This window comes from Pantoea endophytica (genome assembly GCF_002858935.1).
GTDB lineage: Bacteria > Pseudomonadota > Gammaproteobacteria > Enterobacterales > Enterobacteriaceae > Pantoea > Pantoea leporis.
This window is the reverse complement of record NZ_PJRT01000021.1, coordinates 1-26,811: the sequence shown is the minus strand read 5'-3', so window position 1 is coordinate 26,811 and position 26,811 is coordinate 1. Positions and strand designations below refer to the sequence as shown.

The 26,811-nt window shown below is 53.6% G+C and carries 22 protein-coding genes and 1 riboswitch; of the genes, 6 read left to right on the top strand and 16 right to left on the bottom strand.

Going from position 1 to position 26,811, the window contains the following annotated elements; genetic code table 11:
* Positions 1-610: 610 nt before the first annotated feature.
* Together purH and purD are read left to right on the top strand one after the other, a co-directional pair.
* The gene (purH, locus tag PZBJ_RS14390) at positions 611-2,200 is read left to right on the top strand and encodes a bifunctional phosphoribosylaminoimidazolecarboxamide formyltransferase/IMP cyclohydrolase (protein ID WP_101763031.1); all 1,590 of its coding nucleotides are present in this window, start codon (positions 611-613) and stop codon (positions 2,198-2,200) included.
* An 18-nt stretch (positions 2,201-2,218) separates the two neighbouring features.
* Positions 2,219-3,499 (top strand): phosphoribosylamine--glycine ligase, encoded by a 1,281-nt coding sequence (gene purD / locus PZBJ_RS14385; RefSeq protein ID WP_101763030.1) that lies wholly within the window; start codon positions 2,219-2,221, stop codon positions 3,497-3,499.
* 47 nt (positions 3,500-3,546) lie between these two features.
* Here purD and PZBJ_RS14380 read toward each other — a convergent pair whose 3' ends face one another.
* The 6 genes from PZBJ_RS14380 to nudC form a co-directional block, all read right to left on the bottom strand.
* Entirely contained in the window at positions 3,547-4,212 is a 666-nt protein-coding gene (locus PZBJ_RS14380) for a DUF1481 domain-containing protein (protein ID WP_101763029.1), read from the bottom strand.
* 68 nt (positions 4,213-4,280) lie between these two features.
* Entirely contained in the window at positions 4,281-4,553 is a 273-nt protein-coding gene (hupA, locus tag PZBJ_RS14375; protein ID WP_007886275.1) for a nucleoid-associated protein HU-alpha, read from the bottom strand.
* A 188-nt stretch (positions 4,554-4,741) separates the two neighbouring features.
* Positions 4,742-5,332, bottom strand: a complete 591-nt coding sequence (locus tag PZBJ_RS14370) for a YjaG family protein (protein ID WP_101763028.1) — start codon at positions 5,330-5,332, stop codon at positions 4,742-4,744.
* 62 nt (positions 5,333-5,394) lie between these two features.
* Positions 5,395-6,063 carry a deoxyribonuclease V gene (nfi, locus tag PZBJ_RS14365; RefSeq protein ID WP_217550759.1) on the bottom strand — a complete coding sequence of 223 codons (669 nt, stop codon included), beginning with the start codon at positions 6,061-6,063 and terminating at the stop codon, positions 5,395-5,397.
* A 2-nt stretch (positions 6,064-6,065) separates the two neighbouring features.
* Positions 6,066-7,133, bottom strand: coding sequence for a uroporphyrinogen decarboxylase (gene hemE, locus PZBJ_RS14360; protein WP_101763026.1), 1,068 nt, complete (start codon positions 7,131-7,133; stop codon positions 6,066-6,068).
* A gap of 39 nt (positions 7,134-7,172) precedes the next feature.
* Positions 7,173-7,946 carry an NAD(+) diphosphatase gene (gene nudC, locus PZBJ_RS14355; RefSeq protein WP_101763025.1) on the bottom strand — a complete coding sequence of 258 codons (774 nt, stop codon included), beginning with the start codon at positions 7,944-7,946 and terminating at the stop codon, positions 7,173-7,175.
* Between the two features lie 88 nt (positions 7,947-8,034).
* Between nudC and rsd the strand changes: the two genes are divergently transcribed.
* From rsd to thiE, 3 genes are all read left to right on the top strand, one after another.
* Positions 8,035-8,541: a sigma D regulator gene (rsd, locus tag PZBJ_RS14350; protein ID WP_101763024.1), complete on the top strand. Its 507-nt coding sequence runs from the start codon at positions 8,035-8,037 to the stop codon at positions 8,539-8,541.
* A 235-nt stretch (positions 8,542-8,776) separates the two neighbouring features.
* Positions 8,777-8,877: riboswitch (TPP riboswitch) on the top strand.
* A 90-nt stretch (positions 8,878-8,967) separates the two neighbouring features.
* Positions 8,968-10,890, top strand: coding sequence for a phosphomethylpyrimidine synthase ThiC (gene thiC / locus PZBJ_RS14345; protein ID WP_101763023.1), 1,923 nt, complete (start codon positions 8,968-8,970; stop codon positions 10,888-10,890).
* Positions 10,887-11,534, top strand: a complete 648-nt coding sequence (gene thiE / locus PZBJ_RS14340; protein ID WP_101763022.1) for a thiamine phosphate synthase — start codon at positions 10,887-10,889, stop codon at positions 11,532-11,534. The genes thiC and thiE overlap by 4 nt, the downstream gene beginning before the upstream one ends.
* A gap of 153 nt (positions 11,535-11,687) precedes the next feature.
* On the opposite strand, the gene PZBJ_RS14335 is transcribed toward thiE, so the two are convergent.
* Positions 11,688-13,142: an aminotransferase-like domain-containing protein gene (locus PZBJ_RS14335; protein WP_101763021.1), complete on the bottom strand. Its 1,455-nt coding sequence runs from the start codon at positions 13,140-13,142 to the stop codon at positions 11,688-11,690.
* Positions 13,143-13,317: 175 nt separating this feature from the next.
* Here PZBJ_RS14335 and PZBJ_RS14330 point away from each other — a divergent pair, with 175 nt between their 5' ends.
* A complete protein-coding gene (locus PZBJ_RS14330; RefSeq protein WP_101763020.1) occupies positions 13,318-13,506 on the top strand; it encodes a DUF1127 domain-containing protein in 189 nt (62 codons plus the stop codon).
* A gap of 66 nt (positions 13,507-13,572) precedes the next feature.
* Here PZBJ_RS14330 and rpoC read toward each other — a convergent pair whose 3' ends face one another.
* The 9 genes from rpoC to tuf form a co-directional block, all read right to left on the bottom strand.
* Complete coding sequence (gene rpoC, locus PZBJ_RS14325; protein WP_101763019.1) at positions 13,573-17,796, bottom strand: DNA-directed RNA polymerase subunit beta'; 4,224 nt, start codon at positions 17,794-17,796, stop codon at positions 13,573-13,575.
* A gap of 78 nt (positions 17,797-17,874) precedes the next feature.
* Entirely contained in the window at positions 17,875-21,903 is a 4,029-nt protein-coding gene (gene rpoB, locus PZBJ_RS14320) for a DNA-directed RNA polymerase subunit beta (protein WP_101763018.1), read from the bottom strand.
* A gap of 332 nt (positions 21,904-22,235) precedes the next feature.
* Positions 22,236-22,598 carry a 50S ribosomal protein L7/L12 gene (gene rplL / locus PZBJ_RS14315; protein WP_101763017.1) on the bottom strand — a complete coding sequence of 121 codons (363 nt, stop codon included), beginning with the start codon at positions 22,596-22,598 and terminating at the stop codon, positions 22,236-22,238.
* A 66-nt stretch (positions 22,599-22,664) separates the two neighbouring features.
* The gene (gene rplJ, locus PZBJ_RS14310; protein ID WP_007886294.1) at positions 22,665-23,162 is read right to left on the bottom strand and encodes a 50S ribosomal protein L10; all 498 of its coding nucleotides are present in this window, start codon (positions 23,160-23,162) and stop codon (positions 22,665-22,667) included.
* Between the two features lie 349 nt (positions 23,163-23,511).
* The gene (gene rplA, locus PZBJ_RS14305; RefSeq protein WP_007886296.1) at positions 23,512-24,216 is read right to left on the bottom strand and encodes a 50S ribosomal protein L1; all 705 of its coding nucleotides are present in this window, start codon (positions 24,214-24,216) and stop codon (positions 23,512-23,514) included.
* 3 nt (positions 24,217-24,219) lie between these two features.
* Positions 24,220-24,648, bottom strand: a complete 429-nt coding sequence (gene rplK / locus PZBJ_RS14300; RefSeq protein WP_007886298.1) for a 50S ribosomal protein L11 — start codon at positions 24,646-24,648, stop codon at positions 24,220-24,222.
* Between the two features lie 148 nt (positions 24,649-24,796).
* Complete coding sequence (gene nusG / locus PZBJ_RS14295; protein WP_007886300.1) at positions 24,797-25,342, bottom strand: transcription termination/antitermination protein NusG; 546 nt, start codon at positions 25,340-25,342, stop codon at positions 24,797-24,799.
* A 1-nt stretch (position 25,343) separates the two neighbouring features.
* The gene (secE, locus tag PZBJ_RS14290) at positions 25,344-25,727 is read right to left on the bottom strand and encodes a preprotein translocase subunit SecE (RefSeq protein WP_064741592.1); all 384 of its coding nucleotides are present in this window, start codon (positions 25,725-25,727) and stop codon (positions 25,344-25,346) included.
* A 227-nt stretch (positions 25,728-25,954) separates the two neighbouring features.
* Positions 25,955-26,811, bottom strand: an 857-nt coding sequence (gene tuf, locus PZBJ_RS14285) for an elongation factor Tu (RefSeq protein ID WP_101762564.1), incomplete at its 5' end; no start/stop codon positions are given.

The window sequence follows — 26,811 nt, the reverse complement described above, 5'->3', positions numbered from 1 at the left end:
AGTTCAGCGGTGCTCATCTGTAAAACGTCATAATGAATTTCATTATGTGTTCACTCGTGAGGCTTTGATATTTTTTTGCGTCCGGAGACGCGGATATCAATCCTGCGAGTGCCCACACAGATTGTCTGATAAATTGTTAAAGAGCGTTGCGAACAGCGGCTGAACCGTCTGTCGCGAGGTGGCGTATACTACGCTACTCTCCTTCGGAGTCAAACACTTTTTTCAGCGTTTTCATCCGGCGGAAGTTCTTATCGAATCTTCCTCACCAACACCGCACTTCGTAAACCGTTGTGCCGTGTTGATGGATGCGCATTATAGGGAGTTGTTCTCAGCACGCAACCGCTAAATTCAATAAAAACAACCGTTCGCTGCATTCCACAGCAAAACCCCGCCTTATACGCAGTTACACACAGTGTTATCCACACTCTGCCGCACAAATGAATTTAGGCGAGCATCACGCAAACGTTTTCGCTACAATGCCCGGCGACGTCAAGGATGCCCCTTTTGGGGCGTTACATGAGGCAAGCGTTTCCTTCTATATAGAAGAGAGACACTAAGCTTGATGTAACGCTCTTTATTACGCGAAACAAAGCCAAGGGATAAAACCACCATGCAACAACGTCGTCCTGTACGCCGCGCTCTACTCAGTGTCTCTGACAAAGCCGGTATCCTCGAATTTGCTCAGGCACTCTCCAGCCGTGGTGTTGAGCTGCTCTCCACAGGCGGTACAGCACGTCTGCTGGCAGATGCGGGCTTGCCCGTCACCGAAGTTTCTGACTACACCGGTTTCCCGGAAATGATGGATGGACGCGTCAAAACGCTGCACCCGAAAGTGCATGGCGGCATTTTGGGTCGTCGTGGTCAGGATGATGCGATCATGGCTGAACACGCCATCAACCCAATCGACATGGTGGTCGTCAACCTCTATCCCTTCGCACAAACCGTTGCCAAACCTGATTGCTCATTAGCTGACGCGGTTGAGAACATCGATATCGGTGGCCCAACCATGGTTCGCTCAGCGGCGAAGAACCACAAAGACGTGGCGATCGTGGTGAAGAGCAGCGATTACGAAGCGATCATTGCCGAGCTGGATGCCAACGAAAACTCGCTCACGCTGGAAACACGTTTCGATCTGGCCATCAAAGCTTTCGAACACACTGCCGCCTACGACAGCATGATCGCCAACTACTTCGGTAGCCTGGTGCCGGCTTATCACAGCGACAGCAAAGAACCGGCTGGCCGCTTCCCGCGCACGCTGAACCTCAACTTCATTAAGAAGCAGGATATGCGTTACGGCGAGAACAGCCATCAAGATGCTGCCTTCTATATAGAAGAGAATGTTGCTGAAGCTTCAGTGGCCACTGCGCGGCAGGTTCAGGGCAAAGCGCTCTCATACAACAATATCGCCGATACCGATGCCGCACTTGAATGCGTGAAAGAGTTCGACGAAGCCGCTTGTGTGATCGTCAAACACGCTAACCCATGCGGCGTGGCAGTTGGCGGTTCGATTCTTGACGCTTACGAGCGTGCCTACAAAACCGATCCGACTTCCGCTTTCGGTGGCATCATCGCCTTTAACCGCGAGCTGGACGAAGCCACCGCGCAGGCGATCATCAGCCGTCAGTTTGTTGAAGTGATCATCGCGCCATCCGCCAGCGAAGCGGCACTGAAAATTACCGCGGCCAAGCAGAACGTGCGCGTTCTGGTGTGTGGTCAGTGGCAAGGTCGCGTTGCGGCGCTGGATTTCAAACGCGTTAACGGCGGCGTACTGGTTCAGGATCGCGATTTGGGCATGGTCAACGCCAGCCAGCTGCGCGTTGTCAGCAAACGTCAGCCAACTGAGCAGGAAATGCGTGATGCGCTGTTCTGCTGGAAAGTGGCGAAGTTCGTTAAATCCAACGCCATCGTCTACGCACGTGACAACATGACCATCGGCATTGGCGCCGGCCAGATGAGCCGCGTTTACTCGGCCAAAATTGCCGGTATCAAAGCCGGTGACGAAGGTCTGGAAGTGAAAGGCTCCGCGATGGCGTCTGATGCCTTCTTCCCGTTCCGCGACGGTATCGACGCCGCTGCGGCTGTCGGTATCAGTTGCGTGATTCAGCCAGGCGGTTCAATCCGTGATGATGAGGTGATTGCCGCCGCTGATGAGCACGGCATCGCGATGATCTTTACCGACATGCGTCATTTCCGCCATTAATTGTTGGGAGCAGTACAGATGAAAATTTTAGTGATTGGTAATGGCGGACGTGAACACGCGCTGGCATGGAAAGCGGCACAATCGCCACTGGCGGAAACAGTATTTGTCGCGCCTGGCAATGCGGGCACCGCGCTCGAGCCGGCTCTGCAAAACGTGGCAATCAGCGCCACCGACGTTCCCGCGCTACTGGCCTTTGCTCAGCAGGAAAAGATCGATCTGACCATCGTTGGTCCGGAAGCACCGCTGGTGATTGGCGTGGTTGATGCGTTCCGTGCTGCAGGTCTGAAGATCTTTGGCCCAACGCAAGCCGCTGCCCAGCTCGAAGGCTCAAAGGCGTTCACCAAAGATTTCCTGGCACGTCAGCAGATTCCAACCGCCGAATACCAGAACTTCACCGAAGTGGAACCTGCACTGGCGTATCTGCGTGAGAAAGGCGCACCGATCGTGATCAAAGCTGACGGTCTGGCGGCCGGTAAAGGCGTGATCGTGGCGATGGAACTGGCGGAAGCCGAAGCCGCTGTGCAGGACATGCTGGCTGGCAATGCGTTCGGCGATGCTGGTCACCGCATCGTGATTGAAGAGTTCCTCGATGGCGAAGAGGCCAGCTTTATCGTGATGGTCGACGGCAACAACGTGCTGCCGATGGCCACCAGCCAGGATCACAAACGTGTCGGCGATGGCGATACCGGTCCAAATACCGGCGGCATGGGCGCGTATTCTCCGGCGCCCGTGGTAACCGATGAGATCCACCAGCGCGTGATGGATCAGATCATCTGGCCAACCGTCAACGGTATGAAAGCAGAAGGCAACATTTATACCGGCTTCCTGTACGCTGGGTTGATGATCGATAAGGCCGGTCAGCCTAAAGTGATTGAATTTAACTGCCGCTTCGGCGATCCGGAAACTCAGCCGATCATGCTGCGCCTGCAGTCGGATCTGGTGGCGCTGTGTCTGGCGGCGACCGACGGTAAACTGGATCAGCAAACCTCGCAGTGGGATCCGCGTCCCTCTCTCGGCGTGGTGTTAGCGGCGGGTGGTTATCCGGGCGATTACAACACGGGCGATCAGATTCACGGTCTGCCGCTGGAAGAAGTACCGGATGGCAAGGTGTTCCATGCTGGCACCACCATGAAGGACGATCTGGTGGTCACCAACGGTGGTCGCGTACTGTGCGTGACCGCACTAGGCGACGATGTTGCCAATGCGCAGAAGAACGCTTATGCGCTGGCGCAGCATATCTCGTGGGATGGCAGCTTCTGCCGCCGCGATATCGGCTACCGCGCGATTAACCGCAAATAAGTACGCAAAGGGGCACAGCAGCAGGTGCCCCTTCTCTTTTCCACCTGTCAGAAATCACTCTCTTTTGGCTGCCAGCTGCATTCGTCATCCGGCGTAGCACGCAGCAGTTGCACACCTTCCGGCGCTTCCAGCCACGACACCATCAATGGCGCAGCCTGGCTCTGCTGCTGGCGACCTAGCGTATACAGCGTGTCGCGATCAAAGGCCACATTCACCAGCTTGTCATCGCACTCACGCACCTGATTGCCACCCAGCCAATGGCCCTGACGCAGTAATACGCGGCCTGCGAGCAACGCATTGCTCTGATCCAGCATGCGCTGCGCATCGAAGCGATATAGCTCAACGCTATCAGCGCTGACCGCTTCACGTCGCCCCGCCAGCTGGCGCTGCATGAAATTGAGATTGCCCTGATGATCGAAGCGTAAGGTGACATCATCCGGCTGTGCACCCGCGACGCGCCGTTCGACGCTAATCAGCTTCTGCTGCTGCCAATTGTAGTCAGTGGTTTCCATCGCATCGCCATTAAACGGCGTGAAGACCGTACGCAGGTGAACAACTTGATGGTCGCTATTCTTGCGCCAGATGCGCACGGTGCCGCGGTCGGCCAGATAGCCGCTCGCCGTGAAGGCAGGAAGTTCAGGAGTGGAGCTACAGCCCGTCAGCAGCGCACCAAATAACAGGGCGCAAACGCGCTGAGGAATTGAATTCAGCATGGCAGGTCCCGGCAACAAAAAGGGGCGCTAACGCCCCCTCTTTTAAAGCTAAACCGCAATGCGGAAACTTACTTAACAGCGTCTTTCAGAGCTTTGCCTGAAACGAACGCTGGCACGTTAGCTGCTGCAATTTTGATCTCTTTGCCAGTCTGCGGGTTGCGACCGGTACGCTCAGCGCGGTGGTTCACTTTAAAAGTACCAAAACCAACCAGTTGTACAGCATCACCTTCTTTCAGAGACTCAGTGATCGCAGCCAGGGTAGATTCCAGCGCAGTCTTAGCCTGGGTTTTAGACAGGTCAGCTTTCTCTGCGATCACATCAATCAGTTGAGTCTTGTTCATAAGTTATCCTTAAAGTGTATTTATCGCTTGCTAAGCAACGAGTGCGAGGGAAAAGCCATTCTCAGACCTTGTTCAGCCGGCACGCACCGATAGCCACAATTTTCAGCCCCCCAAATGTAGACCAGACTGGGGGCTGATGTGAAGCCTCCAGGCGCGGTAATTCGGGCCTGAAGTCACGTTTTCTTGCCTTATTGCTGAAAAAGTATACCGATGTTACTGATTCCCGCTTCGCGCAGGTCTGCACGCAGGCCTTTAATCAATTCAAGGTCGCGCTCCTCGCACTCTGACAGCAGGCGGAAAATCTCCCACTGCAGGTCCCATTCATCGATGACAGCCTGATTTCCGCGCAGCTCTTCGTCGGTCATTTCGCGACCGGCCTGCGTCATTTCCAGAATCGCCACGGTAGTGATCGATGTACGGCTGACTTCCACGGCGTGCTCCAGCGTTTCGCCGCTGAGCTGTGCATGCAGCAGTTCACTCAAGGCCACGCAGGCATCAATCGCCGGATGTACACCGTAAACGTCAAAATCGTCACCATCCGGAATCGCCGCTTCAAATTTCTCCAGCTGACCGTCGAAATTGATTTTGGCATCTTTGACCGTCAGGCTTTCCCAGATGAGATCGAGGATGCGGCGATAGAGTTGCGGATCGGCGAATGCGGTCTGCTGACAAAAAGCCCAATAGTTGGGGAACATACGCTCGCAAAGGCAGGCCATGAAAGTCATATGCTGCCAGCTTTCAAGCTTCGCCAGACGCAAATGGACGGGATTCTGTAACATCAAACTTACTCTCAATAGGTTAGCTGGCGGCAGTGTACCGCAAAAGCCGGGCACAAACAGCGTTAAGGCGTGTTTTGCCAGCGCAGAAAGGCCGGGCGTCCGGAGGCGACAGCATCCGCCCAACGCGTCGGTTCCGGCAAACGATAGCCCGCAGTACAGGCTTCCACCCATTGCAATGCGCTATCCATGCTGACGCGATGGCCGGTCGAGATAAACAGCGGATTACAGCGCGCTTTACTGCGCCATACCCAGCCAATCTGTTCGCCTTTGTCGAGCAGCGGCTGACGGCTGCCTGGCTCGGCATCCAGCTCAGCAAAACGTCCACACAAACGCTTCTTCGCCACGCCAATGGTGGGCACATCCACCAGCGAACCGAAATGCGCCGCCACGCCAAGCCGACGGGGATGGGATATACCGTGGCCATCCACAAACAGCAGATCGGGCAACTGGGAGAGCTGCTGCCAGGCTTCCAGCAGCGCCGGCATTTCGCGGAAGGATAAGAAGCCCGGAATATAGGGCATGGTGGTGGCCACGCGCGCAATGCGGTGTTCCACCAGCTTTAAGGATGGATACTCGAGGATGATCAGAGCCGCGCGCGTGATCTCGCCGCCCTGTTCAAATCCCACGTCGGCACCACCAATAAAGCGTGGCGGCAGCACATCGAAATCATCCTGCCGCACCACATCAGCAGCGCGCTGTAACTGTTCCTGGCGTAGTGCGGCTAAATCCATCATCAGCCCTGATGATACGGACGTGACAGACGATGCACCGCTTCAACAAACGCACCAGCATGCTCAGGCGGCACATCAGGATGGATGCCGTGGCCCAGGTTAAACACGTGACCTTCGCCAGTGCCAAAACCTTCGAGAATCCCGGCGACTTCCTGCTCAATGCGCGCAGGCGGTGCATACAGCATGGAAGGATCCATGTTGCCCTGCAGCGCCACTTTATCACCCACACGACGACGCGCATCGGCGATATCGGTGGTCCAGTCGAGTCCCAGCGCATCGCAGCCGGTCGCCGCTATCGCTTCCAGCCATTGGCCGCCACCTTTAGTGAACAGCGTAATAGGAACGCGGCGACCTTCATTCTCATGCAGCACGCTATCGACGATTTTATGCATGTAATAGAGCGAGAATTCGCGATAGTCGCGTCCGGTCAGCACGCCGCCCCATGTGTCGAACACCATGACCGACTGCGCGCCAGCTTTGATCTGCGCATTGAGATAAAGAATCACGCTATCTGCCAGCTTATCCAGCAGCTTGTGCAGGGTTTGCGGCTCGGCGTACATCATCTTTTTAATTTTGGTGAACGCTTTGCTGCTGCCGCCTTCAACCATGTAGGTTGCCAGCGTCCACGGGCTGCCGGAGAAACCGATCAGCGGCACTTCGCCTTTCAGGTTGTGACGAATGGTACGCACCGCGTTCATCACATAACCGAGCTCTTGCTCTGGATCCGGCACTGGCAGCTTGTCGACATCCGCACGGCAGGTGATCGGATTGGAGAAACGCGGGCCTTCGCCGGTCTCAAAGTAGAGCCCAAGTCCCATCGCATCCGGAATGGTGAGGATATCGCTGAAGAGAATTGCCGCATCCAGCGCATAGCGACGCAGCGGTTGCAGCGTGACTTCACACGCCAGCTCAGCATTCTTACACAGCGACATAAAATCGCCGGCTTCAGCGCGCGTGGCTTTGTACTCCGGCAAATAACGCCCGGCTTGTCGCATCATCCATACCGGTGTGACATCTACCGGCTGACGTAACAGGGCGCGCAGATAACGATCGTTCTTCAGTTCACTCATAATGGGCTCTCTCATGCTAAGGCCGGCAGTGTAGCATTTTCACGCCGCGCTGGCGCGACACAGGGCAACGGTATCTTCAATCAGGCGACGCGCCACCGTGCCGGGCGGCGGCAACAGCGGCAGATCGTCGTAGCGATACCAGCCGGCATCCAGCAGCTCTTTGCCGTCGTGTTGCAGATCGCCGCCGTCATATTCCGCCATATACGCCATCATCAGAGAGTGCGGGAACGGCCACGGCTGCGAGGTAACGTAACGCACGTTTTTCACCCGCACGTTGCTCTCCTCCATCACTTCCCGCGCCACCGCTTGTTCTAAGGTTTCGCCCACTTCGACAAAGCCCGCCAGCACGGTGTAGATATTGTTACGATGACGCGCATGATTGGCGAGCAGGATCTCATCGCCACGGCGGATAGCCACGATGATGCACGGCGCAATTTGCGGGTAATAACGCTCGCGGCAGTGATTGCACAAGCAGGCAAATTCGCGTTTGCTGATGTGCATCTCATGGCCGCAATAGCCGCACCAGCGATGCGAGCGGTAAAACTCCGCCAGCTGCACGCCACGTCCGGCGATTTGGAACAGGCCGACATCCTCATCAATCAGTTGGCGCACGGAGCCCATGCTGACCGGACGCGATTCACGTACCAGCCAGACATTCTCACCCTGCCACTCGCCGATCAAAATCGCGTTGCTGCCGCTGAGGCCAAAATCGCTGGCTAAGCCATGCGGCAATTCGCCCTGCGGCAACCAAAGTTTTTGCTCATGGCTGACAACCCACCATCCAGCGTCTAAGCTTGAGATCTCACGTTGCATCTTAATCGTTGTCCTTAGCGTCAAATCGCACGCTGAAATCCTAATATTAAGTGTGTAATAAACAACTATAACCTACCTGGAGCCCCATATGCTTAACCAGTTAGATAACCTGACAGAGCGTGTAGGCGGCGGAAATGAATTGGTTGATTCATGGCTGCGCGCCCGTCGACAGCTGCTCGTCACTTACTACGAGCTTATTGGCATGAAGCCACAAAAAGATGCGTTATCCACGCTGGATGAACAGGCGCTGGACGCATTTTGTCACAACCTGGTGGATTACCTTTCCACCGGCCATTTCAGCGTGTATGAACACATCATTAGTGAGATGCAGGGTGATAGCCCCTTATTCGTCGCTGCGCAGATTTACCCGGCACTGGAGGCGAATACCGATCGCATCATGCAGCTCTACGATAGCCATCTGCAGCAAGCGATTAACGATGATAATTGCGTGGATTTTCAAACCGCGCTCTCCGAAGTCGGCGAGGTGCTGGAATCGCGCTTCACGCTGGAAGATAAGCTGGTGCAACTCGCCTGGGACAACCAGCTGGCGCTTCCGCCGGTTGCCAACGACAGCGCCATTGCCCGCCCGGCTTAGAACCCCGAAGATGTAAAAAACTTGTTATTCAAGAAAAGCCCTCTTATGCTAAATGGGCTTTTTTATTGTCTTCTTTAACGACAATCAAAAGGCAAATTTTGCGGTTTAAGCGTAGCGTGCGCAGCCAGTTTGCACTCGGACAGCGCGCAGGGACCGGAGCGTACACGTAGTACGTGACGGTCACGAGCACTGCCCAGGTGCAAAATGGCAAGCAAAGTAGCTTAAACCACAAAACACCAACTTGTCGGAGTGCCCTCTAGGGCTGAGACCGTTAATTCGGGATCCGCGGAACCTGATCAGGTTAGTACCTGCGAAGGGAACAAGAGTAGACATTATCAGCACGGTGCATGCTGGCGCCCGGCACCGTACCTGTTACTCCTTCCGAACTCTGGACAAGCAACTTCCAACCGTTACCGGAAACTTGCTATGTCTGCTAAAACTTCTCGTCGTGAACAACGCGCTCAAGCGCAAGAATTTATCGATTCCCTGCAGGGAACCGCTTTCCCCAACTCCAAACGTATCTGGATCACCGGCAGCCGCGCGGATATTCGCGTGCCGATGCGTGAGATACAGCTCAGTCCAACGCACATAGGCGGCAGCAAAGAGAATCCGCACTATGAGCCAAATGAAGCGGTGCCGGTTTACGACACCGCCGGGGCTTATGGCGATCCTCAAGCCACCATTAATGTGCATCAGGGACTCGACAGGCTGCGTGCCAATTGGATCGAAGAACGTGACGACAGCGAAACCATCCACCAGCTGAGTTCCCGTTACACGCAGCAGCGTCTGGCGGATGAAGGCCTGGACCATCTGCGTTTTGAGCAGCTGCCGCAACCGCGCCGTGCCAAAGCGGGTCGCCGGGTTACCCAACTGCACTATGCGCGTCAGGGCATCATCACGCCGGAGATGGAGTTTATCGCGCTGCGTGAAAACATGGGCCGCGAGCGTATTCGCGGTGAAGTGCTGTTACAGCAGCATCCGGGTCACAGCTTTGGTGCCAATCTGCCAGAAAATATCACCGCGGAATTTGTCCGTCAGGAAGTCGCCAGCGGCCGCGCCATCATCCCTTCGAACATCAACCATCCCGAATCCGAACCGATGATTATCGGCCGCAACTTCCTGGTGAAAGTGAATGCCAACATTGGCAACTCTGCGGTGAGCTCATCTATTGAAGAGGAAGTGGAGAAGCTGGTGTGGTCAACGCGCTGGGGCGCAGACACTGTGATGGATCTCTCAACCGGCCGCTATATCCATGAAACGCGTGAGTGGATTTTGCGCAATAGTCCGGTGCCGATTGGTACGGTGCCGATTTATCAGGCGCTGGAGAAAGTGAACGGCATTGCAGAAGATCTCAACTGGGAGATTTTCCGCGACACGCTGCTGGAGCAGGCGGAACAAGGCGTTGACTACTTCACTATTCACGCTGGCGTGCTGCTGCGCTATGTGCCGATGACGGCCAAACGCCTGACCGGCATTGTGTCGCGCGGTGGCTCGATTATGGCGAAATGGTGCCTGTCGCATCACACCGAAAGTTTCCTCTATCTTCACTTCCGCGAGATTTGTGAAATTTGTGCCGCCTACGATGTGGCGTTGTCGCTCGGCGACGGCCTGCGTCCCGGCTCGATTCAGGATGCCAACGATGAGGCGCAATTTGCCGAACTGCATACGCTGGGCGAACTGACCAAAATCGCCTGGGAATACGATGTGCAGGTGATGATTGAAGGTCCGGGCCATGTGCCCATGCAGATGATTCGACGCAATATGACCGAACAGCTTGAGCATTGTCACGAAGCCCCGTTTTACACGCTTGGCCCGCTCACCACCGATATCGCGCCCGGCTATGACCATTTCACTTCCGGCATCGGCGCGGCCATGATTGGCTGGTTCGGCTGCGCCATGCTGTGTTACGTGACGCCGAAAGAGCACCTCGGTTTGCCGAACAAAGAGGATGTGAAGCAAGGGCTGATCACCTACAAGATCGCTGCGCACGCGGCGGATCTGGCAAAAGGTCATCCCGGTGCGCAGATCCGTGACAATGCGATGTCGAAAGCGCGTTTTGAATTCCGCTGGGAAGATCAGTTCAATCTGGCGCTCGATCCGCACACCGCACGCGCCTATCACGATGAAACCCTGCCGCAGGAATCAGGAAAAGTAGCGCACTTCTGCTCGATGTGCGGCCCGAAATTCTGCTCGATGAAAATTACCCAGGAAGTGCGTGAGTTTGCCGCCCGCCAACAGGCTGAAGCCCAGCCGATTGAGATGGGTATGGCGCAAATGTCGGACGCCTTCCGCAATCGTGGCGGCGAGATCTATCACGCTGCCGATACCCTTAAAGAGGAAAATGTATGACCGACGCCTTTCCTGCCACAGCCTCAAAGCTGGGGCTGTATCCGGTTGTTGATAGCGTGGAATGGATCGCACGCTTGCTGGAAGCCGGTGTGCGCACCATACAGCTGCGCATCAAAGATTGTGAAGATCACGAGGTGGAAGATGCGGTGCGCGAGGCGATTGCACTCGGCAAACAGTATCGCGCTCGCCTGTTTATCAATGATTACTGGCGCTTAGCCATTAAATATCACGCTTATGGCGTGCACCTCGGCCAGGAAGATCTCGATGTAGCCGATCTGGCGGCCATTCGCGAGGCGGGATTGCGCCTGGGTTTATCGACGCATGACGATGCCGAGTTAGATCGGGCTCTGGCGCTGCGCCCTTCTTACATTGCGCTTGGCCACATCTATCCTACGCAAACCAAAGATATGCCTTCTGCGCCGCAAGGCGTGGTGGAATTGAAACGCCACCTGGCGCGTTTGCACAATGTGCCAACCGTGGCGATTGGCGGTATTTCTCTGGCGCGCGTGCCGGAAGTGCTGGCTACCGGCGTGGGCAGCATTGCGGTGGTGAGCGCGATTACCCAAGCCGCCGACTGGCGCGCAGCAACGCAGCAGTTACTGTCACTGGTGGAAAATGGAATCGAACCCGCAGAAGCAGTGTAATGCGCGGTAAGTAAGGATGAAACGCTGGAATCTGCCGCGCAGCAGCGTGATGTAGGGGCTGGCGTCATTTCCTGACAAGACTAAAGTGTGCCTGCCCGCTGTCGCTTGCAGCGGGCCAGGGCTGGTCTCAACCTCTCCCAGCCCTGCCTTTCTTCACGTGATCAGGGAGGAGGTATGCACGAATTCATGACTACAAGCCAGCATGGCACGTTCTACCGCTGCGCCGAGTTGAGCTATCGCCTGCTCTGTGTGCTCATTCATTGGCAAACCATAATTCAGGCGCAAACAGTTGCGATACTTACCCGAGGCCGAAAACAGCGAGCCGACGGCAACCTGCATGTTCAGCTCACGCAATTCGGTATTGAGCCTGACCGCGTCAAATGCCTCTGGCAATTCAATCCACATCAGGAAACTGCCCTGCGGACGCGACACACAAATCCCACACGGAAAGTAGTGGCGTACCCAGCAGCTAAAGGTTTCATAATTTCGTTGATACACCTGACGCATGCGCCGCAAATGCGGCAGATAATGACCAAGACGAATAAACTCGGCGACCGCGTGTTGCGGCTGGGTAGCCGTCGATCCGGTGCTGATATATTTCATATGCAACACGCGATCGCGATAGCGCCCCGGCGCCACCCAACCAACACGCAGCCCCGGCGCCAGCGTCTTGGAGAAGGAACTGCACAGCAATACCCGTCCATCGTGATCCAACGACTTAAGGGTAACCGGACGCGGATACTCCCACGCCAGCTCGCCGTACACATCGTCTTCAATAATCGCGGCATCGAAACGCTGTGCCAGCGTCACCAGCGCACGTTTGCGAGATTCCGGCATGATAAAGCCCAGCGGATTATTGCAGTTTGGCACCACCACCACCGCTTTAATCGGCCACTGTTCGAACGCAAGTTCCAGCGCTTCCAGGCTGATGCCGGTGACCGAATCGGTAGGAATCTCAATGGCGCGAATGCCGAAGCCGCGCAGAGTTTGCATGGTGCCGTGGAAAGTCGGCGACTCCACCGCAATGATGTCACCAGCCTGACATATCGCACGAATCGAGATCGACAACGCTTCATGGCAGCCGGTGGTGATCACGATATCGTCTGCCGTGAGCTGACAACCACTGTCGATCGTCAGACGCGCAACCTGTTCGCGCAGGGCCGCTACACCCAGCAAACTGTCATAGTTGAGCTGATCGATATCCTGCTTCTGCGCCATACGGCTTTGAATTTTCCACAGCGGTTTCAACGTGGGCTGGGTCAGATCGGGCATACCGCTGCCGAGTTGCAACACATCGTTATTAATTCGGCTGCTGAGCAACTCCAGCACCGATTCCCACTGCGTGATTTCCACCGGACGCTGTGCAGGTCGGGTGATGGCCGGCATCGGCGGCGTCGCTTTGCGTGTTGCAACGAAATATCCGGAACGTGGCTGCGGCACAATCAGCTGTTTCTCTTCCAGCAGATGATATGCCTGCTGAACGGTGCTGATACTCACGCCGTGTTCAAGACTCAGTGTGCGCACCGACGGCAGGCGCTCGCCGCTGCGGTACAGCCCTTGCTCTATACGATCCGAAAGCAAACATGCTAAATGTTGGTAGCGCGTCATCGTATGCCTCACTCAGCCATCAATCATAATAAACCAGTACAGATAGACCTCATTATTACCATTCAGATCCACCTCAAGGCAATCTGTATGTTAAAGATAAGTGTTTTTTGCGTCTGTATCATAATGCGTGGCAATAAGACAATGCTTCTCAGGCAACCTACTGAGGGCAAGGATTATGGAATTCGATCAAAACCGCGCGGCTAAACCTTTTGATGTCACTTTACTGGATATCTTCCGCGGCGTAGTGCATATGGTTAAACACTGGAAAGCACGGCGTGAAACTCACCGCATCCTGTCAAAACTGAGTGATAACCAGCTGCGTGATATCGGACTGACACGCGAAGATATCTGCCGCAAGTTCTGACAAAATGAAGACGAAAAAAAACCCTGCCGAAGCAGGGTTTTTTATTGGTCAGCTTTAGCAGACGAATTACTCGTCGTCGCTTCCGCCCAGACCGGCGTTCAGCAATTCTGCCAGGCTTGCAGAGGCTTCATCCGCAGTAACCTGCGGTGCAACCGGTGCTTCGCCCGCAGAGCGGCGACGCATACGATCCTGGTGATAAGCATAACCGGTACCGGCTGGGATCAGACGACCCACGATGACGTTCTCTTTCAGGCCGCGCAGTTCATCACGCTTACCTGCAACTGCTGCTTCGGTCAGGACACGCGTGGTCTCCTGGAACGATGCTGCAGAGATGAACGATTCGGTTGCCAGTGACGCTTTGGTGATACCCAGCAGATCGCGCATGAATGTTGCGCCGATTTTGCCATTCGCTTCAAGTTCACGGTTAGAGATCTTGATGCGTGAGTATTCAGCCTGCTCACCTTCCAGGAAGTCGGTGCTTCCCACGCTCGAGATGGTTGCTTTACGCAGCATCTGACGAACGATGACTTCGATGTGTTTATCGTTAATCTTAACGCCTTGCAGACGGTAAACTTCCTGCACTTCGTTAGTGATGTAACGGGTCACAGCATGGACGCCACGCAGACGCAGGATGTCGTGCGGAGACTCTGGGCCGTCAGATACGACGTCACCACGTTCTACGCGCTCACCTTCGAATACGTTAAGCTGACGCCATTTTGGAATCATCTCTTCGTACGGATCGCTACCATCAACCGGCGTAATAACCAGACGACGCTTACCTTTGGTCTCTTTACCGAAGGAGATGATACCGCTGATCTCCGCCAGGATTGCTGGCTCTTTCGGACGACGCGCTTCGAACAAGTCAGCAACGCGCGGCAGACCACCGGTAATATCCTTGGTACCGCCAGATTCCTGCGGAACACGCGACAGCGTGTCACCGGCACTGATCTTAACGCCATCTTCCAGCTGAACAATTGCTTTGCCCGGCAGGAAGTACTGTGCTGGCATGTCGGTACCTGGAATCAAAACATCATTTCCGTTGGCATCAACAATTTTCAGCGCAGGACGCAGATCTTTACCACCCGCAGTACGTTCTGCAGAATCCAGAACCACCAGCGATGACAGACCGGTTAAGTCGTCAGTCTGACGCGTAATGGTCTGACCGTCGATCATGTCAGTGAAGCGAATGAAACCGCCCACTTCGGTGATGACCGGCATGGTATGCGGATCCCAGTTTGCTACGGTTTCGCCCGCGGCAACCTGCTCGCCATCACCTTTAGCCATGACCGCACCGTAAGGTACTTTATAGCTCTCTTTGGTACGACCGAACTCGTCGATCATCTTCAGCTCAACGTTACGTGAAACGATAACCAGTTTCCCTGAGGAGTTGGTTACAGACTTCGCGTTGGTCAGCTTGATAGTACCTTTGTTCTTCACCTGGATGCTGGATTCAGCAGCCGCACGAGATGCCGCACCACCGATGTGGAACGTACGCATTGTCAGCTGTGTACCCGGCTCACCGATGGACTGTGCTGCGATAACACCGATGGCCTCACCTTTGTTGATGATGTGACCACGTGCCAGATCGCGACCGTAGCAGTGTGCACACACACCGAAGTCGGTTTCACAGCCAACAACCGAGCGCACTTTAATCGCATCGACTGAATTCAGTTCGATCACATCACACCAGTGTTCATCGATCAGGGTGTTACGCGGGATCAGGATGTCCGCAGTGCCTGGCTTCAGAACGTCTTCAGCCGTTACACGACCCAGTACACGCTCACGCAGCGGCTCTTTAACGTCGCCACCTTCGATGACTGGAGTCATCATGATGCCTTCGAACGTGCCGCAGTCATCTTCGGTAACAACCAGATCCTGCGCTACGTCGACCAGACGACGCGTCAGATAACCGGAGTTAGCAGTTTTCAGTGCGGTATCCGCCAGACCTTTACGCGCACCGTGCGTGGAGATGAAGTACTGGAGTACGTTCAGACCTTCACGGAAGTTCGCGGTGATCGGCGTTTCGATGATTGAGCCATCTGGCTTAGCCATCAGACCACGCATACCGGCCAGCTGACGAATCTGTGCAGCAGAACCACGCGCACCGGAGTCGGCCATCATGTAGATGCTGTTGAACGATACCTGCTGCTCTTCTTCGCCATCACGGTTGATCACGGTTTCAGTTTGCAGGTTATCCATCATCGCTTTGGAAACGCGTTCGTTAGCGGCGGCCCAAATATCGATAACTTTGTTGTAACGTTCGCCAGCAGTTACCAGACCAGACTGGAACTGTTCCTGAATCTCAGCAACTTCCGCTTCCGCTTCGGCTACGATTTCCGCTTTCTTCGCTGGGATGACCATGTCGTCGATACCTACAGAGGCACCTGAACGGGCTGCGTAAGCAAAACCGGTGTACATGGTTTGGTCAGCAAAGATAACGGTCGGCTTCAGGCCAAGAATGCGGTAACAGGTGTTCAGCATCTTAGAAATGGCTTTCTTACCCAGCGCCTGGTTGACGATGGAGTAAGGCAGGCCTTTCGGAACGATCATCCACAGAATCGCACGACCAATGGTGGTGTCGATAATGCTGGTTTTCGCAACGAACTCTTCCTGCTCGTTCTTGGTGTATTCAGTGATACGCACTTTAACGCGTGCATGCAGCTCGGCCAGGCCAGCGCGATAAACACGCTCAGCTTCTTTCGGGCCAGTCAGCACCATGCCTTCGCCTTTGGCGTTCACTTTGTCGCGGGTCATATAGTACAGACCCAAAACAACGTCCTGTGAAGGAACGATGATTGGCTCGCCGTTCGCTGGTGACAGAATGTTGTTGGTCGACATCATCAGCGCACGCGCTTCCAGCTGGGCTTCCAGCGTCAGCGGTACGTGAACAGCCATCTGGTCACCATCGAAGTCGGCGTTATATGCCGCACAAACCAGCGGGTGCAGCTGGATCGCTTTACCTTCGATCAGAACCGGTTCAAACGCCTGGATACCCAAACGGTGCAGAGTTGGTGCACGGTTCAGCAGTACCGGGTGTTCGCGGATCACTTCGTCCAGGATATCCCAAACGACAGCCTCTTCGCGCTCAACCATTTTCTTAGCGGCTTTGATGGTGGTGGCCAGGCCACGCAGTTCCAACTTGCCGTAGATGAACGGTTTGAACAGCTCAAGAGCCATTTTCTTCGGCAGACCGCACTGATGCAGACGCAGGTATGGACCAACGGTGATAACTGAACGGCCAGAGTAGTCAACACGTTTACCCAACAGGTTCTGACGGAAACGACCCTGCTTACCTTTGATCATGTCTGCCAGAGATTTCAGCGGACGCTTGTTCGAGCCAGTGATGGCGCGACCGCGACGGCCGTTATCCAGCAGTGCATCAACCGCTTCCTGCAACATACGTTTTTCGTTACGTACGATGATATCTGGCGCAGCCAGATCCAGCAGGCGTTTCAGACGGTTATTACGGTTGATCACGCGACGATACAGATCGTTCAGATCCGACGTTGCGAAACGACCACCGTCCAGCGGTACCAGCGGGCGCAGATCTGGCGGCAGAACCGGCAGAACGGTCAGGATCATCCACTCTGGCTTGTTACCAGACTGAACGAACGCTTCCAGCAGCTTGATACGCTTGGTCAGCTTTTTACGTTTGGTCTCGGAGTTGGTCTCGTTCAGCTCTTCACGCAGCTGCTCGCACTCTTGCTCCAGATCCATGTTTTTCAGCAGCGCCTGGATAGCTTCCGCACCCATCTTCGCGTCGAATTCGTCACCGAACTCTTCCAGCGCGTCAAGGTACTGCTCTTCGGTCAGAATCTGACGTTTTTCCAGGTTGGTCATGCCGCCTTCGATAACCACATAAGATTCGAAGTACAGCACGCGCTCGATATCACGCAGTGGCATATCCAGCAGTAAGCCGATACGCGAAGGCAGTGATTTCAGGAACCAAATGTGCGCAGTCGGTGAAGCCAACTCAATGTGGCCCATGCGCTCACGACGTACTTTGGTCTGTGTAACTTCAACGCCACACTTCTCACAGATCACGCCGCGATGTTTTAAACGCTTGTACTTACCGCACAGGCATTCGTAGTCTTTTACCGGTCCAAAAATACGGGCACAGAAAAGACCGTCACGCTCAGGCTTGAAGGTACGGTAGTTAATGGTTTCCGGCTTTTTAACTTCACCAAAAGACCATGAACGGATCATGTCTGGCGAGGCCAGAGCAATTTTGATCGCATCAAACTCTTCGGTCTTAGTTTGCGCTTTCAGAAACTTAAGTAAGTCTTTCACGGATTAGCTCCCGTCGGAGTGGAACTCTCAGGGACGCGCACCCGAAGTGCACGTCCCGTAACCAGTACTTGCGAGTACTTACTCGTCTTCCAGCTCGATGTTGATACCCAGCGAGCGAATCTCTTTCAACAGTACGTTGAAGGATTCCGGCATGCCCGGTTCCATCTGATGGTTACCGTCGACGATGTTTTTATACATCTTCGTACGGCCGTTAACGTCATCAGATTTAACGGTAAGCATTTCCTGCAGGGTATACGCGGCACCATATGCTTCCAGTGCCCACACTTCCATCTCACCGAAGCGCTGTCCACCGAACTGCGCTTTACCACCCAGCGGCTGCTGAGTAACCAAGCTGTAAGAACCGGTAGAACGTGCGTGCATCTTGTCGTCAACCAGGTGGTTCAGTTTCAGCATGTACATGTAACCTACGGTTACCTGACGCTCAAACTGCTCACCAGTACGGCCGTCGAACAGGGTGATCTGACCGGAAGAAGGCAATCCGCCGAGCTGCAGCAGCTCTTTGATTTCGCTCTCTTTCGCACCGTCAAACACCGGAGTCGCGATTGGCATACCCTTCTTCAGGTTCTCTGCCAGACGCAGTACTTCGTCATCTGTAAAGGTGTTCAGGTCAACTTTCTGACGCACATCAGTGCCCAGATCGTAAGCACGCTGGATGAACTCACGCAGTTTGGAGACTTCTTCCTGCTTCTTCAGCATCGCATTGATTTTTTCACCAATGCCTTTAGCCGCCATACCGAGGTGAGTTTCCAGAATCTGACCGATGTTCATACGCGATGGTACGCCCAGCGGGTTCAGTACGATGTCGACCGGCGTACCGTTGTCATCGTAAGGCATGTCTTCGATAGGGTTGATCTTCGAGATAACACCCTTGTTACCGTGACGACCTGCCATCTTGTCACCAGGCTGAATCTGACGTTTAACGGCCAGATACACCTTAACGATTTTCAGCACGCCTGGTGCCAGATCATCGCCTTGGGTGATCTTGCGACGCTTAGCTTCAAGTTTCTTCTCAAACTCGTGCTTCAGTTCGTCGTACTGCTCAGCCAGCTGCTCCAGAGAGTTCTGCTTCTCTTCGTCAGTCAGGCCCAGCTCCAGCCAGCGCTCACGTGGCAGTTTGTCCAGCTTCTCAGCTTCAACACCACCCGAGATCAGTACGGCCTGGATACGGCCAAATAGGCCAGCTTCGAAGATCTGCAGTTCTTCAGACAGGTCTTTCTTAACCTGCTTCAGCTGCATCTCTTCGATTTCCAGCGCGCGCTTGTCTTTTTCCACGCCATCGCGAGTGAAGACCTGCACGTCAATAACAGTACCGGATACGCCGTTCGGAACGCGCAGTGACGAATCTTTTACGTCAGAGGCTTTTTCACCGAAGATCGCACGCAGCAGTTTCTCTTCTGGCGTCAGCTGGGTTTCACCTTTCGGTGTTACCTTACCAACCAGAATGTCGCCACCGGTCACTTCCGCACCGATATACACAATGCCGGATTCATCCAGTTTAGAAAGCGCAGCTTCACCCACGTTCGGGATATCAGCGGTGATCTCTTCTGGCCCCAGCTTGGTGTCGCGAGACACACATGCCAGTTCCTGGATGTGGATAGTGGTGAAACGGTCTTCCTGAACCACACGCTCGGATACGAGGATGGAGTCTTCGAAGTTGTAACCGTTCCATGGCATGAACGCCACGCGCATATTCTGACCCAGCGCCAGTTCACCGAGGTCGGTAGACGGGCCATCTGCCAGCACGTCGCCACGCTCAATCGGCTCACCCAGATTGACACACGGCATCTGGTTGATGCAGGTGTTCTGGTTAGAACGGGTGTACTTGGTCAGGTTGTAGATGTCGATACCCGCTTCGCCCGGATACATCTCTTCTTCGTTAACTTTGATAACGATACGAGAAGCATCAACGTACTGAACGGTACCACCACGTTTCGCGACAGCAGTTACGCCGGAGTCAACCGCTACTGCGCGTTCCATACCGGTACCAACCAGCGGCTTATCAGCACGCAGAGTTGGAACCGCCTGACGTTGCATGTTCGCACCCATCAAGGCGCGGTTAGCATCATCGTGCTCCAGGAACGGAATCAGTGAAGCACCGACAGAAACCACCTGTTGGGTGGAAACGTCCATGTAGTCAACCTGATCGCGGCTGAACAGGCTTGACTCACCCTTGCTACGGCAGGTGACGAGATCGTCAACAAAGCTGCCATCTTCTGCGAGGTTGGTGTTTGCCTGAGCGATAACGTAGTTACCCTCTTCAATTGCAGAGAGGTAATGAATTTCATCACTCACTTTCCCGTCAACAACGCGGCGATACGGGGTTTCAAGGAAACCGTATTCGTTAGTCTGCGCGTAAACCGAGAGTGAGTTGATCAGACCGATGTTCGGGCCTTCCGGAGTTTCGATAGGACATACACGACCGTAGTGCGTTGGGTGTACGTCACGTACTTCGAAGCCGGCGCGCTCACGGGTCAGACCGCCTGGGCCCAGAGCAGAGATACGACGTTTGTGCGTAATCTCGGACAATGGGTTGTTCTGATCCATAAACTGGGACAGCTGGCTTGAACCGAAGAACTCTTTCACCGCCGCCGAAATCGGCTTAGCGTTGATCATGTCCTGAGGCATCAGCGTATCGAGGTCGCCCAGAGACAGACGCTCTTTAACTGCACGCTCAACACGCACCAGACCCACACGGAACTGGTTTTCTGCCATTTCGCCAACAGAACGAATACGACGGTTACCGAGGTGATCGATATCATCCACTTCACCGATACCGTTACGGATACCGATAAGCTTTTTCATCACTTCGATGATGTCGTCTTTGCTCAGGATACCTGAACCTTCGATCTCATCGCGCAGCAGAGAACGGTTGAACTTCATGCGACCAACCGCAGAAAGATCGTAACGATCTTCAGAGAAGAACAGGTTCTCGAACAGGTTTTCAGCAGCTTCACGCGTTGGTGGCTCACCAGGACGCATCATGCGGTAGATCTCAACCAGCGCGCTTAGACGATCGTTGGTTGGGTCAACACGCAGAGTCTCGGAGATGTACGCACCGTGATCCAGGTCGTTGGTGAACAGCGTTTCAATGCGCTTGTGGCCCGACTGGCTCAGTTTCGCCAGCAGATCCAGTGACAATTCCATGTTTGCAGGAACGATCAGCTCGCCGGTGTTCAAATCGACGTAGTCTTTAGCAACCACTTTGCCAGCAATGTATTCAACTGGCACTTCGATGTGCTGAATGTTGTCTTTTTCCAGCTGGCGGATGTGGCGCGCGGTGATGCGACGACCTTTCTCAACGTAAACCGTGCCGTTTGCTTCGATATCGAAGGAGGCGGTTTCACCACGCAGGCGCTCAGGCACCAGTTCCATCTGCAGTTTGTTATCGCGGATTTCATAAACGACTTTATCAAAGAACAGATCAAGGATTTGTTCTGAGGTGAAGTTTAACGCGCGCAGAATGATACTGGCCGGCAGCTTACGACGACGGTCAATACGGACGAAGAGGTTGTCTTTCGGGTCAAACTCGAAATCGAGCCATGAACCGCGGTAAGGGATGATACGTGCGTTATACAGCACTTTACCGGAAGAGTGCGTTTTACCCTTATCGCTGTCGAAGAACACGCCAGGACTACGGTGCAGCTGAGAAACGATAACACGCTCAGTACCATTGATAACAAAGGTACCATTGTCCGTCATGAGTGGAATCTCACCCATGTAGACTTCTTGTTCTTTAATGTCTTTTACGGTGCCTTCCGGCGCTTCGCGCTCGTAGATCACCAGACGCAGTTTCACGCGCAGCGGTGCCGAATAGGTCACGCCACGGATCTGACATTCAGTTACGTCAAAGACAGGCTCACCCAAACGGTAGCTGACATACTGCAACTCAGAGTTGCCGCTGTAGCTTGAGATTGGGAATACGGAGCGGAAGGCTGCTTCCAGACCGTACTGGCCTTCTGGATCTTGCTCGATGAACTTCTGGAACGAGTCAAGCTGGATAGAAAGGAGATAAGGTATGTCCAAAACTTGTGGACGTTTACCAAAATCCTTACGAATACGTTTTTTCTCGGTATAGGAGTAAACCATGGGGTTCCTCAGCTAGCTGACATGTCGAACCACGCTGTCCGTCCTGAAAAGGACAGTTCATGCAACACTATTTTTTGTTTTTCATGCGATGCGCAGCACCCCATGCAATACATCTTTCTATCACTCTTAAATCATTTCATCGCCGTTGTTCAGGCAGGGAACCTTCGCAGGAGAGCGATATATTAAGGCGTCGATAGAAAAAGATATTGAAGAGGAATGATGGACAAACAGTGCGAAACGCCATCATTCCCCTGTAGCGCAAAAAGGCTGGTGACCTAAACAGTCACCAGCCATCAGCCTAATGTTACTCAGGCTGCAACCCGAAGGTTGTCTTACTTAACTTCAACTTCAGCGCCAGCTTCTTTCAGAGCAGCTTCAAGAGCGGCTGCGTCATCTTTGCTGATGCCTTCTTTGATAGTACCGGTAGCTTCAACCAGGTCTTTAGCTTCTTTCAAGCCCAGGCCAGTTGCAGTACGTACTGCTTTGATTACTGCGACTTTGTTAGCGCCAACAGCTTTCAGAATTACGTCGAATTCAGTTTTCTCTTCAACAGCTTCAGCTGGGCCAGCAGCAACAGCTACAGCGGCAGCAGCAGAAACGCCGAATTTTTCTTCCATAGCAGAAACCAGCTCAACTACTTCCATTACGGACATAGCGGCAACAGCTTCCAGAATTTGGTCTTTAGTGATAGACATATCGATTGTTCCTAAAAATCAGAAAAAGTTTATACGGTAGCAAGCACGAAGGAAAAGAATTTGGCCTTAAGCCGCTTCTTTTGCATCGCGCACAGCAGCCAGAGTACGGACCAGTTTGCCAGCAGCGGCTTCTTTCATGGTCGACATCAGACGTGCCAGTGCTTCTTCGTAAGTCGGCAGAGTTGCCAGACGGTCAATATTGGCCGCCGTGATCAGCTCACCTTCAAAGGCTGCAGCTTTGACCTCAAATTTTGCATTCGCTTTAGCGAAATCTTTGAACAAACGAGCAGCAGCGCCCGGGTGTTCCAAAGAGTATGCAATCAGGGTCGGACCAACAAACGTGTCTTTCAGGCACTCGAAAGGAGTACCTTCAACGACGCGGCGCAGCAGGGTGTTACGAACAACACGCATGTAAACGCCAGCTTCACGACCTGCTTTACGCAGTTCGGTCATTTTATCAACGGTCACGCCACGGGAATCCGCAACAACCGCTGAAAGCGCGCCTTTGGCTACTTCGCTAACTTCAGCAACAATCGCTTGTTTGCCTTGAAGATTTAATGCCATTAGCTTTTGCTCCTGGATTGACCGGGAATAATTTCCCGGAACTCACTTCACTTATTCACCCGAAGGCGATAAGCGCTATTACACGGTGAGCAGAATCCAGCGAAGAAATAATTCTTTTTGGTTCTGTCACCGTCTACGCAGGGTATTAAGCAAGATATCCGAAAATATTCTGCTCCTGCGGTCTCGGACGGAGGCCAGGATAAGGCCTGGCTCCAACCTAAGCGACTGAACAACCAAGCGTTTAGACTTTGTCACTCACTCGCTTTGAATCTGGGTTCTGAATTGTGCAAACAACCAGAACAACGGGCGTAAGATTCTAGATGAATTTTTCGCCCGTTACAAGCAGCAATTAGTTTGCTGATGCACTCAGACCAGCCTGGTCAACGGCAACGCCGGCGCCCATGGTGGTAGAGATGCTGACTTTCTTGATGTACACGCCTTTCGCCTGTGATGGTTTAGCTTTTTTCAGCGCAACCAGCAAAGATTCCAGGTTTTCTTTCAATTTGTCAGTGTCAAAATCCACTTTACCGATGGTGGTGTGGATGATGCCGTTTTTGTCGTTACGATAACGAACCTGACCTGCTTTAGCATTTTTAACTGCTTCAGCAACGTTCGGCGTTACAGTACCAACTTTCGGGTTTGGCATCAGACCGCGTGGGCCCAGAACCTGGCCCAACTGGCCAACAACGCGCATTGCATCTGGAGATGCGATTACAACGTCAAAGTTCATTTCGCCTTTTTTGATCTGCTCAGCCAGGTCTTCCATACCAACCAGTTCTGCGCCAGCTGCTTTAGCAGCTTCAGCGTTTGCACCTTGGGTGAAGACGGCAACACGTACTGAACGACCAGTACCGTGTGGCAGAACGGTCGCACCGCGCACGTTCTGATCAGATTTACGTGCATCGATGCCGAGGTTAACGGCAACGTCAACGCTTTCTACGAACTTGGCAGTAGCCAGTTCTTTCAGCAGAGCAACAGCTTCGTTAATGTCGTACTGCTTAGTAGCATCAACTTTGTCACGGATTACGCTCATGCGCTTGGTCAGCTTAGCCATTTCTTAATCCTCTACTACCAGGCCCATGGAACGAGCAGTACCTTCGATAGAGCGAGTCATCGCTTCTACGTCAGAACCAGTCATGTCCGCAGCTTTAGTTTCTGCGATTTCACGTACCTGAGCACGGGAAACTTTACCGACTTTGTCTTTGTTCGGCTTACCAGAACCAGACTTGATGCCCGCTGCTTTTTTCAGCAGTACGGCAGCCGGAGGCGTTTTGGTAACGAAGGTGAAAGAACGGTCACTGTATACGGTGATAACAACAGGAGTAGGCAGGCCTTTCTCCAGGGATTCAGTCTTAGCGTTGAACGCTTTGCAGAATTCCATAATGTTAACACCCTGCTGACCCAGTGCTGGACCAACAGGTGGACTTGGGTTAGCCATACCAGCTGCAACTTGCAACTTAACGTAGGCTTGTACTTTCTTGGCCATGATAATTCCTCAATTGGGTTATAACGCCTGAAAAACAGGCTCCCCGTGATAACGATTTATATGCCGTTGCGGGCACATAAAAACAAAAGGCGCGAAATTATAGGTAAATTTCGCGCCTTCCGCAAGAGCTAAAAAGTGAACAGAAGGGTTAACCTTTCTCCACCTGAGCGAAGTCGAGTTCCACTGGCGTTGCACGGCCAAAGATGGAAACGGACACTTTCAGGCGGCTCTTCTCGTAGTCCACTTCTTCGACCACTCCGTTGAAGTCGGCAAACGGGCCGTCGCTGACGCGTACCATCTCGCCTGGCTCGAACAGCGTTTTTGGACGCGGCTTATCACCCACCTGCTGCAGGCGGTTCATAATCGCATCTACTTCTTTATCACTGATTGGCGCAGGACGGTCGGAAGTACCACCGATAAAGCCCATTACACGCGGTACACTGCGTACTAAGTGCCAGCTGGCGTCATTCATTACCATCTGAACCAATACGTAGCCAGGGAAGAATTTACGTTCGCTTTTGCGACGCTGGCCGCCACGGATTTCGACGACTTCTTCAGTCGGCACCATGACTTCGCCAAAAAGCTCTTCCATGTTGTGCAGTTTGATATGCTCGTGCAGCGATTTCGCTACGCGGGCTTCAAAACCAGAGAACGCCTGAACGACGTACCAGCGTTTTTTTGGAGCTTCAGACATCTCAGAACCTCAGGCCAGTGATAAACGATACCAGACGGACCAGAATACCATCCAGCCCCCACAAAATCAGTGACATCACGGCAGTAACCGCGGCAACGATTAACGTGGTGTGCAGTGTTTCCTGGCGAGTCGGCCAAATGACCTTACGCATTTCGGTTTTAGCTTCACGGGCAAATGCCACAGTCGCTTTGCCTTTGATTGTCAGCAAAGCAATGCCGCCCGCTGCAGCGATCAGCACAACCACAGCCAGCGCGCGCAGAGGCAATGTTACATCGCGATAGATATAGTTGCCGACGATTGCTACCAGGAGCAATGCGATCACAACTACCCATTTCATCGCTTCAAGGCCGCGCCCGCTTCCTTGAGCTTCGGTATTCGCACTCATAAACCAACCTGCCACAATAATTCAGAAACTATACTGCCCCGCAGTGCGAGGCATCCAAACCGAATGAGCTTTTGAGCGTAACTCGGTATCCAACGCCGTGAAACAGAGCCTGTCTCAGCAATGATTATGATGCAAAATCACTGATGAGCCAGGTTCTATACAACAGCGTGCAAAAAGGGCATCAAATGATGCCCTTTCCTTGTGCATTGCGTCAAATCTTATCGCAGTTAAGCGATAATTTCAGCAACAACACCCGCACCAACAGTACGGCCGCCTTCACGGATTGCGAAACGCAGACCCTGATCCATAGCGATTGGCTTGATCAAAGTTACGGTCATTTTTACGTTGTCGCCAGGCATTACCATCTCAACGCCTTCTGGCAGTTGAACGTCACCGGTCACGTCAGTAGTACGGAAGTAGAACTGAGGACGGTAGCCTTTGAAGAACGGAGTATGACGGCCGCCTTCATCTTTAGACAGAACGTAAACTTCTGAAGTGAACTGGGTATGTGGCTTGATTGAACCCGGCTTAGCCAGAACCTGGCCACGCTCGATGTCTTCACGCTTGATACCACGCAGCAGAACACCACAGTTCTCGCCTGCCTGACCCTGGTCCAGCAGTTTGCGGAACATTTCAACGCCAGTACAGGTTGATTTAACAGTATCTTTAAGGCCAACAACTTCAACTTCGTCGCCCACTTTAACGATACCGCGCTCAACACGACCGGTAACAACAGTACCACGGCCAGAGATTGAGAATACGTCTTCGATTGGCAGCAGGAACGGCTTGTCGATTGCACGAACTGGCTCTGGGATGTAAGTATCCAGGTGCTCAGCCAGCTCAATGATCTTAGCTTCCCACTCAGCATCGCCTTCCAGCGCTTTCAGAGCAGAACCACGTACGATTGGAGTGTCGTCGCCTGGGAAGTCATATGCTGACAGCAGGTCACGTACTTCCATCTCAACCAGTTCCAGCAGCTCTTCATCATCAACCATGTCGCACTTGTTCAGGAACACGATGATGTAAGGAACGCCAACCTGACGACCCAGCAGGATGTGCTCACGGGTCTGTGGCATTGGGCCAT

Coding starts and splice junctions, on each gene's coding strand:
- purD (WP_101763030.1), top strand. CDS start 2,219: ATGAAAATTTTAGTGATTGGTAATGGCGGACGTGAACACGCGCTGGCA.
- nudC (WP_101763025.1), bottom strand. CDS start 7,946: ATGCAACGTGAGATCTCAAGCTTAGACGCTGGATGGTGGGTTGTCAGC.
- rplL (WP_101763017.1), bottom strand. CDS start 22,598: ATGTCTATCACTAAAGACCAAATTCTGGAAGCTGTTGCCGCTATGTCC.
- nusG (WP_007886300.1), bottom strand. CDS start 25,342: ATGTCTGAAGCTCCAAAAAAACGCTGGTACGTCGTTCAGGCGTTCTCT.
- PZBJ_RS14370 (WP_101763028.1), bottom strand. CDS start 5,332: ATGTTACAGAATCCCGTCCATTTGCGTCTGGCGAAGCTTGAAAGCTGG.
- rplJ (WP_007886294.1), bottom strand. CDS start 23,162: ATGGCATTAAATCTTCAAGGCAAACAAGCGATTGTTGCTGAAGTTAGC.
- hupA (WP_007886275.1), bottom strand. CDS start 4,553: ATGAACAAGACTCAACTGATTGATGTGATCGCAGAGAAAGCTGACCTG.
- thiC (WP_101763023.1), top strand. CDS start 8,968: ATGTCTGCTAAAACTTCTCGTCGTGAACAACGCGCTCAAGCGCAAGAA.
- PZBJ_RS14335 (WP_101763021.1), bottom strand. CDS start 13,142: ATGACGCGCTACCAACATTTAGCATGTTTGCTTTCGGATCGTATAGAG.
- nfi (WP_217550759.1), bottom strand. CDS start 6,063: ATGGATTTAGCCGCACTACGCCAGGAACAGTTACAGCGCGCTGCTGAT.
- purH (WP_101763031.1), top strand. CDS start 611: ATGCAACAACGTCGTCCTGTACGCCGCGCTCTACTCAGTGTCTCTGAC.
- rsd (WP_101763024.1), top strand. CDS start 8,035: ATGCTTAACCAGTTAGATAACCTGACAGAGCGTGTAGGCGGCGGAAAT.
- rplA (WP_007886296.1), bottom strand. CDS start 24,216: ATGGCTAAGCTGACCAAGCGCATGAGCGTAATCCGTGACAAAGTTGAT.
- hemE (WP_101763026.1), bottom strand. CDS start 7,133: ATGAGTGAACTGAAGAACGATCGTTATCTGCGCGCCCTGTTACGTCAG.
- PZBJ_RS14380 (WP_101763029.1), bottom strand. CDS start 4,212: ATGCTGAATTCAATTCCTCAGCGCGTTTGCGCCCTGTTATTTGGTGCG.
- secE (WP_064741592.1), bottom strand. CDS start 25,727: ATGAGTGCGAATACCGAAGCTCAAGGAAGCGGGCGCGGCCTTGAAGCG.
- thiE (WP_101763022.1), top strand. CDS start 10,887: ATGACCGACGCCTTTCCTGCCACAGCCTCAAAGCTGGGGCTGTATCCG.
- PZBJ_RS14330 (WP_101763020.1), top strand. CDS start 13,318: ATGGAATTCGATCAAAACCGCGCGGCTAAACCTTTTGATGTCACTTTA.
- rpoB (WP_101763018.1), bottom strand. CDS start 21,903: ATGGTTTACTCCTATACCGAGAAAAAACGTATTCGTAAGGATTTTGGT.
- rplK (WP_007886298.1), bottom strand. CDS start 24,648: ATGGCCAAGAAAGTACAAGCCTACGTTAAGTTGCAAGTTGCAGCTGGT.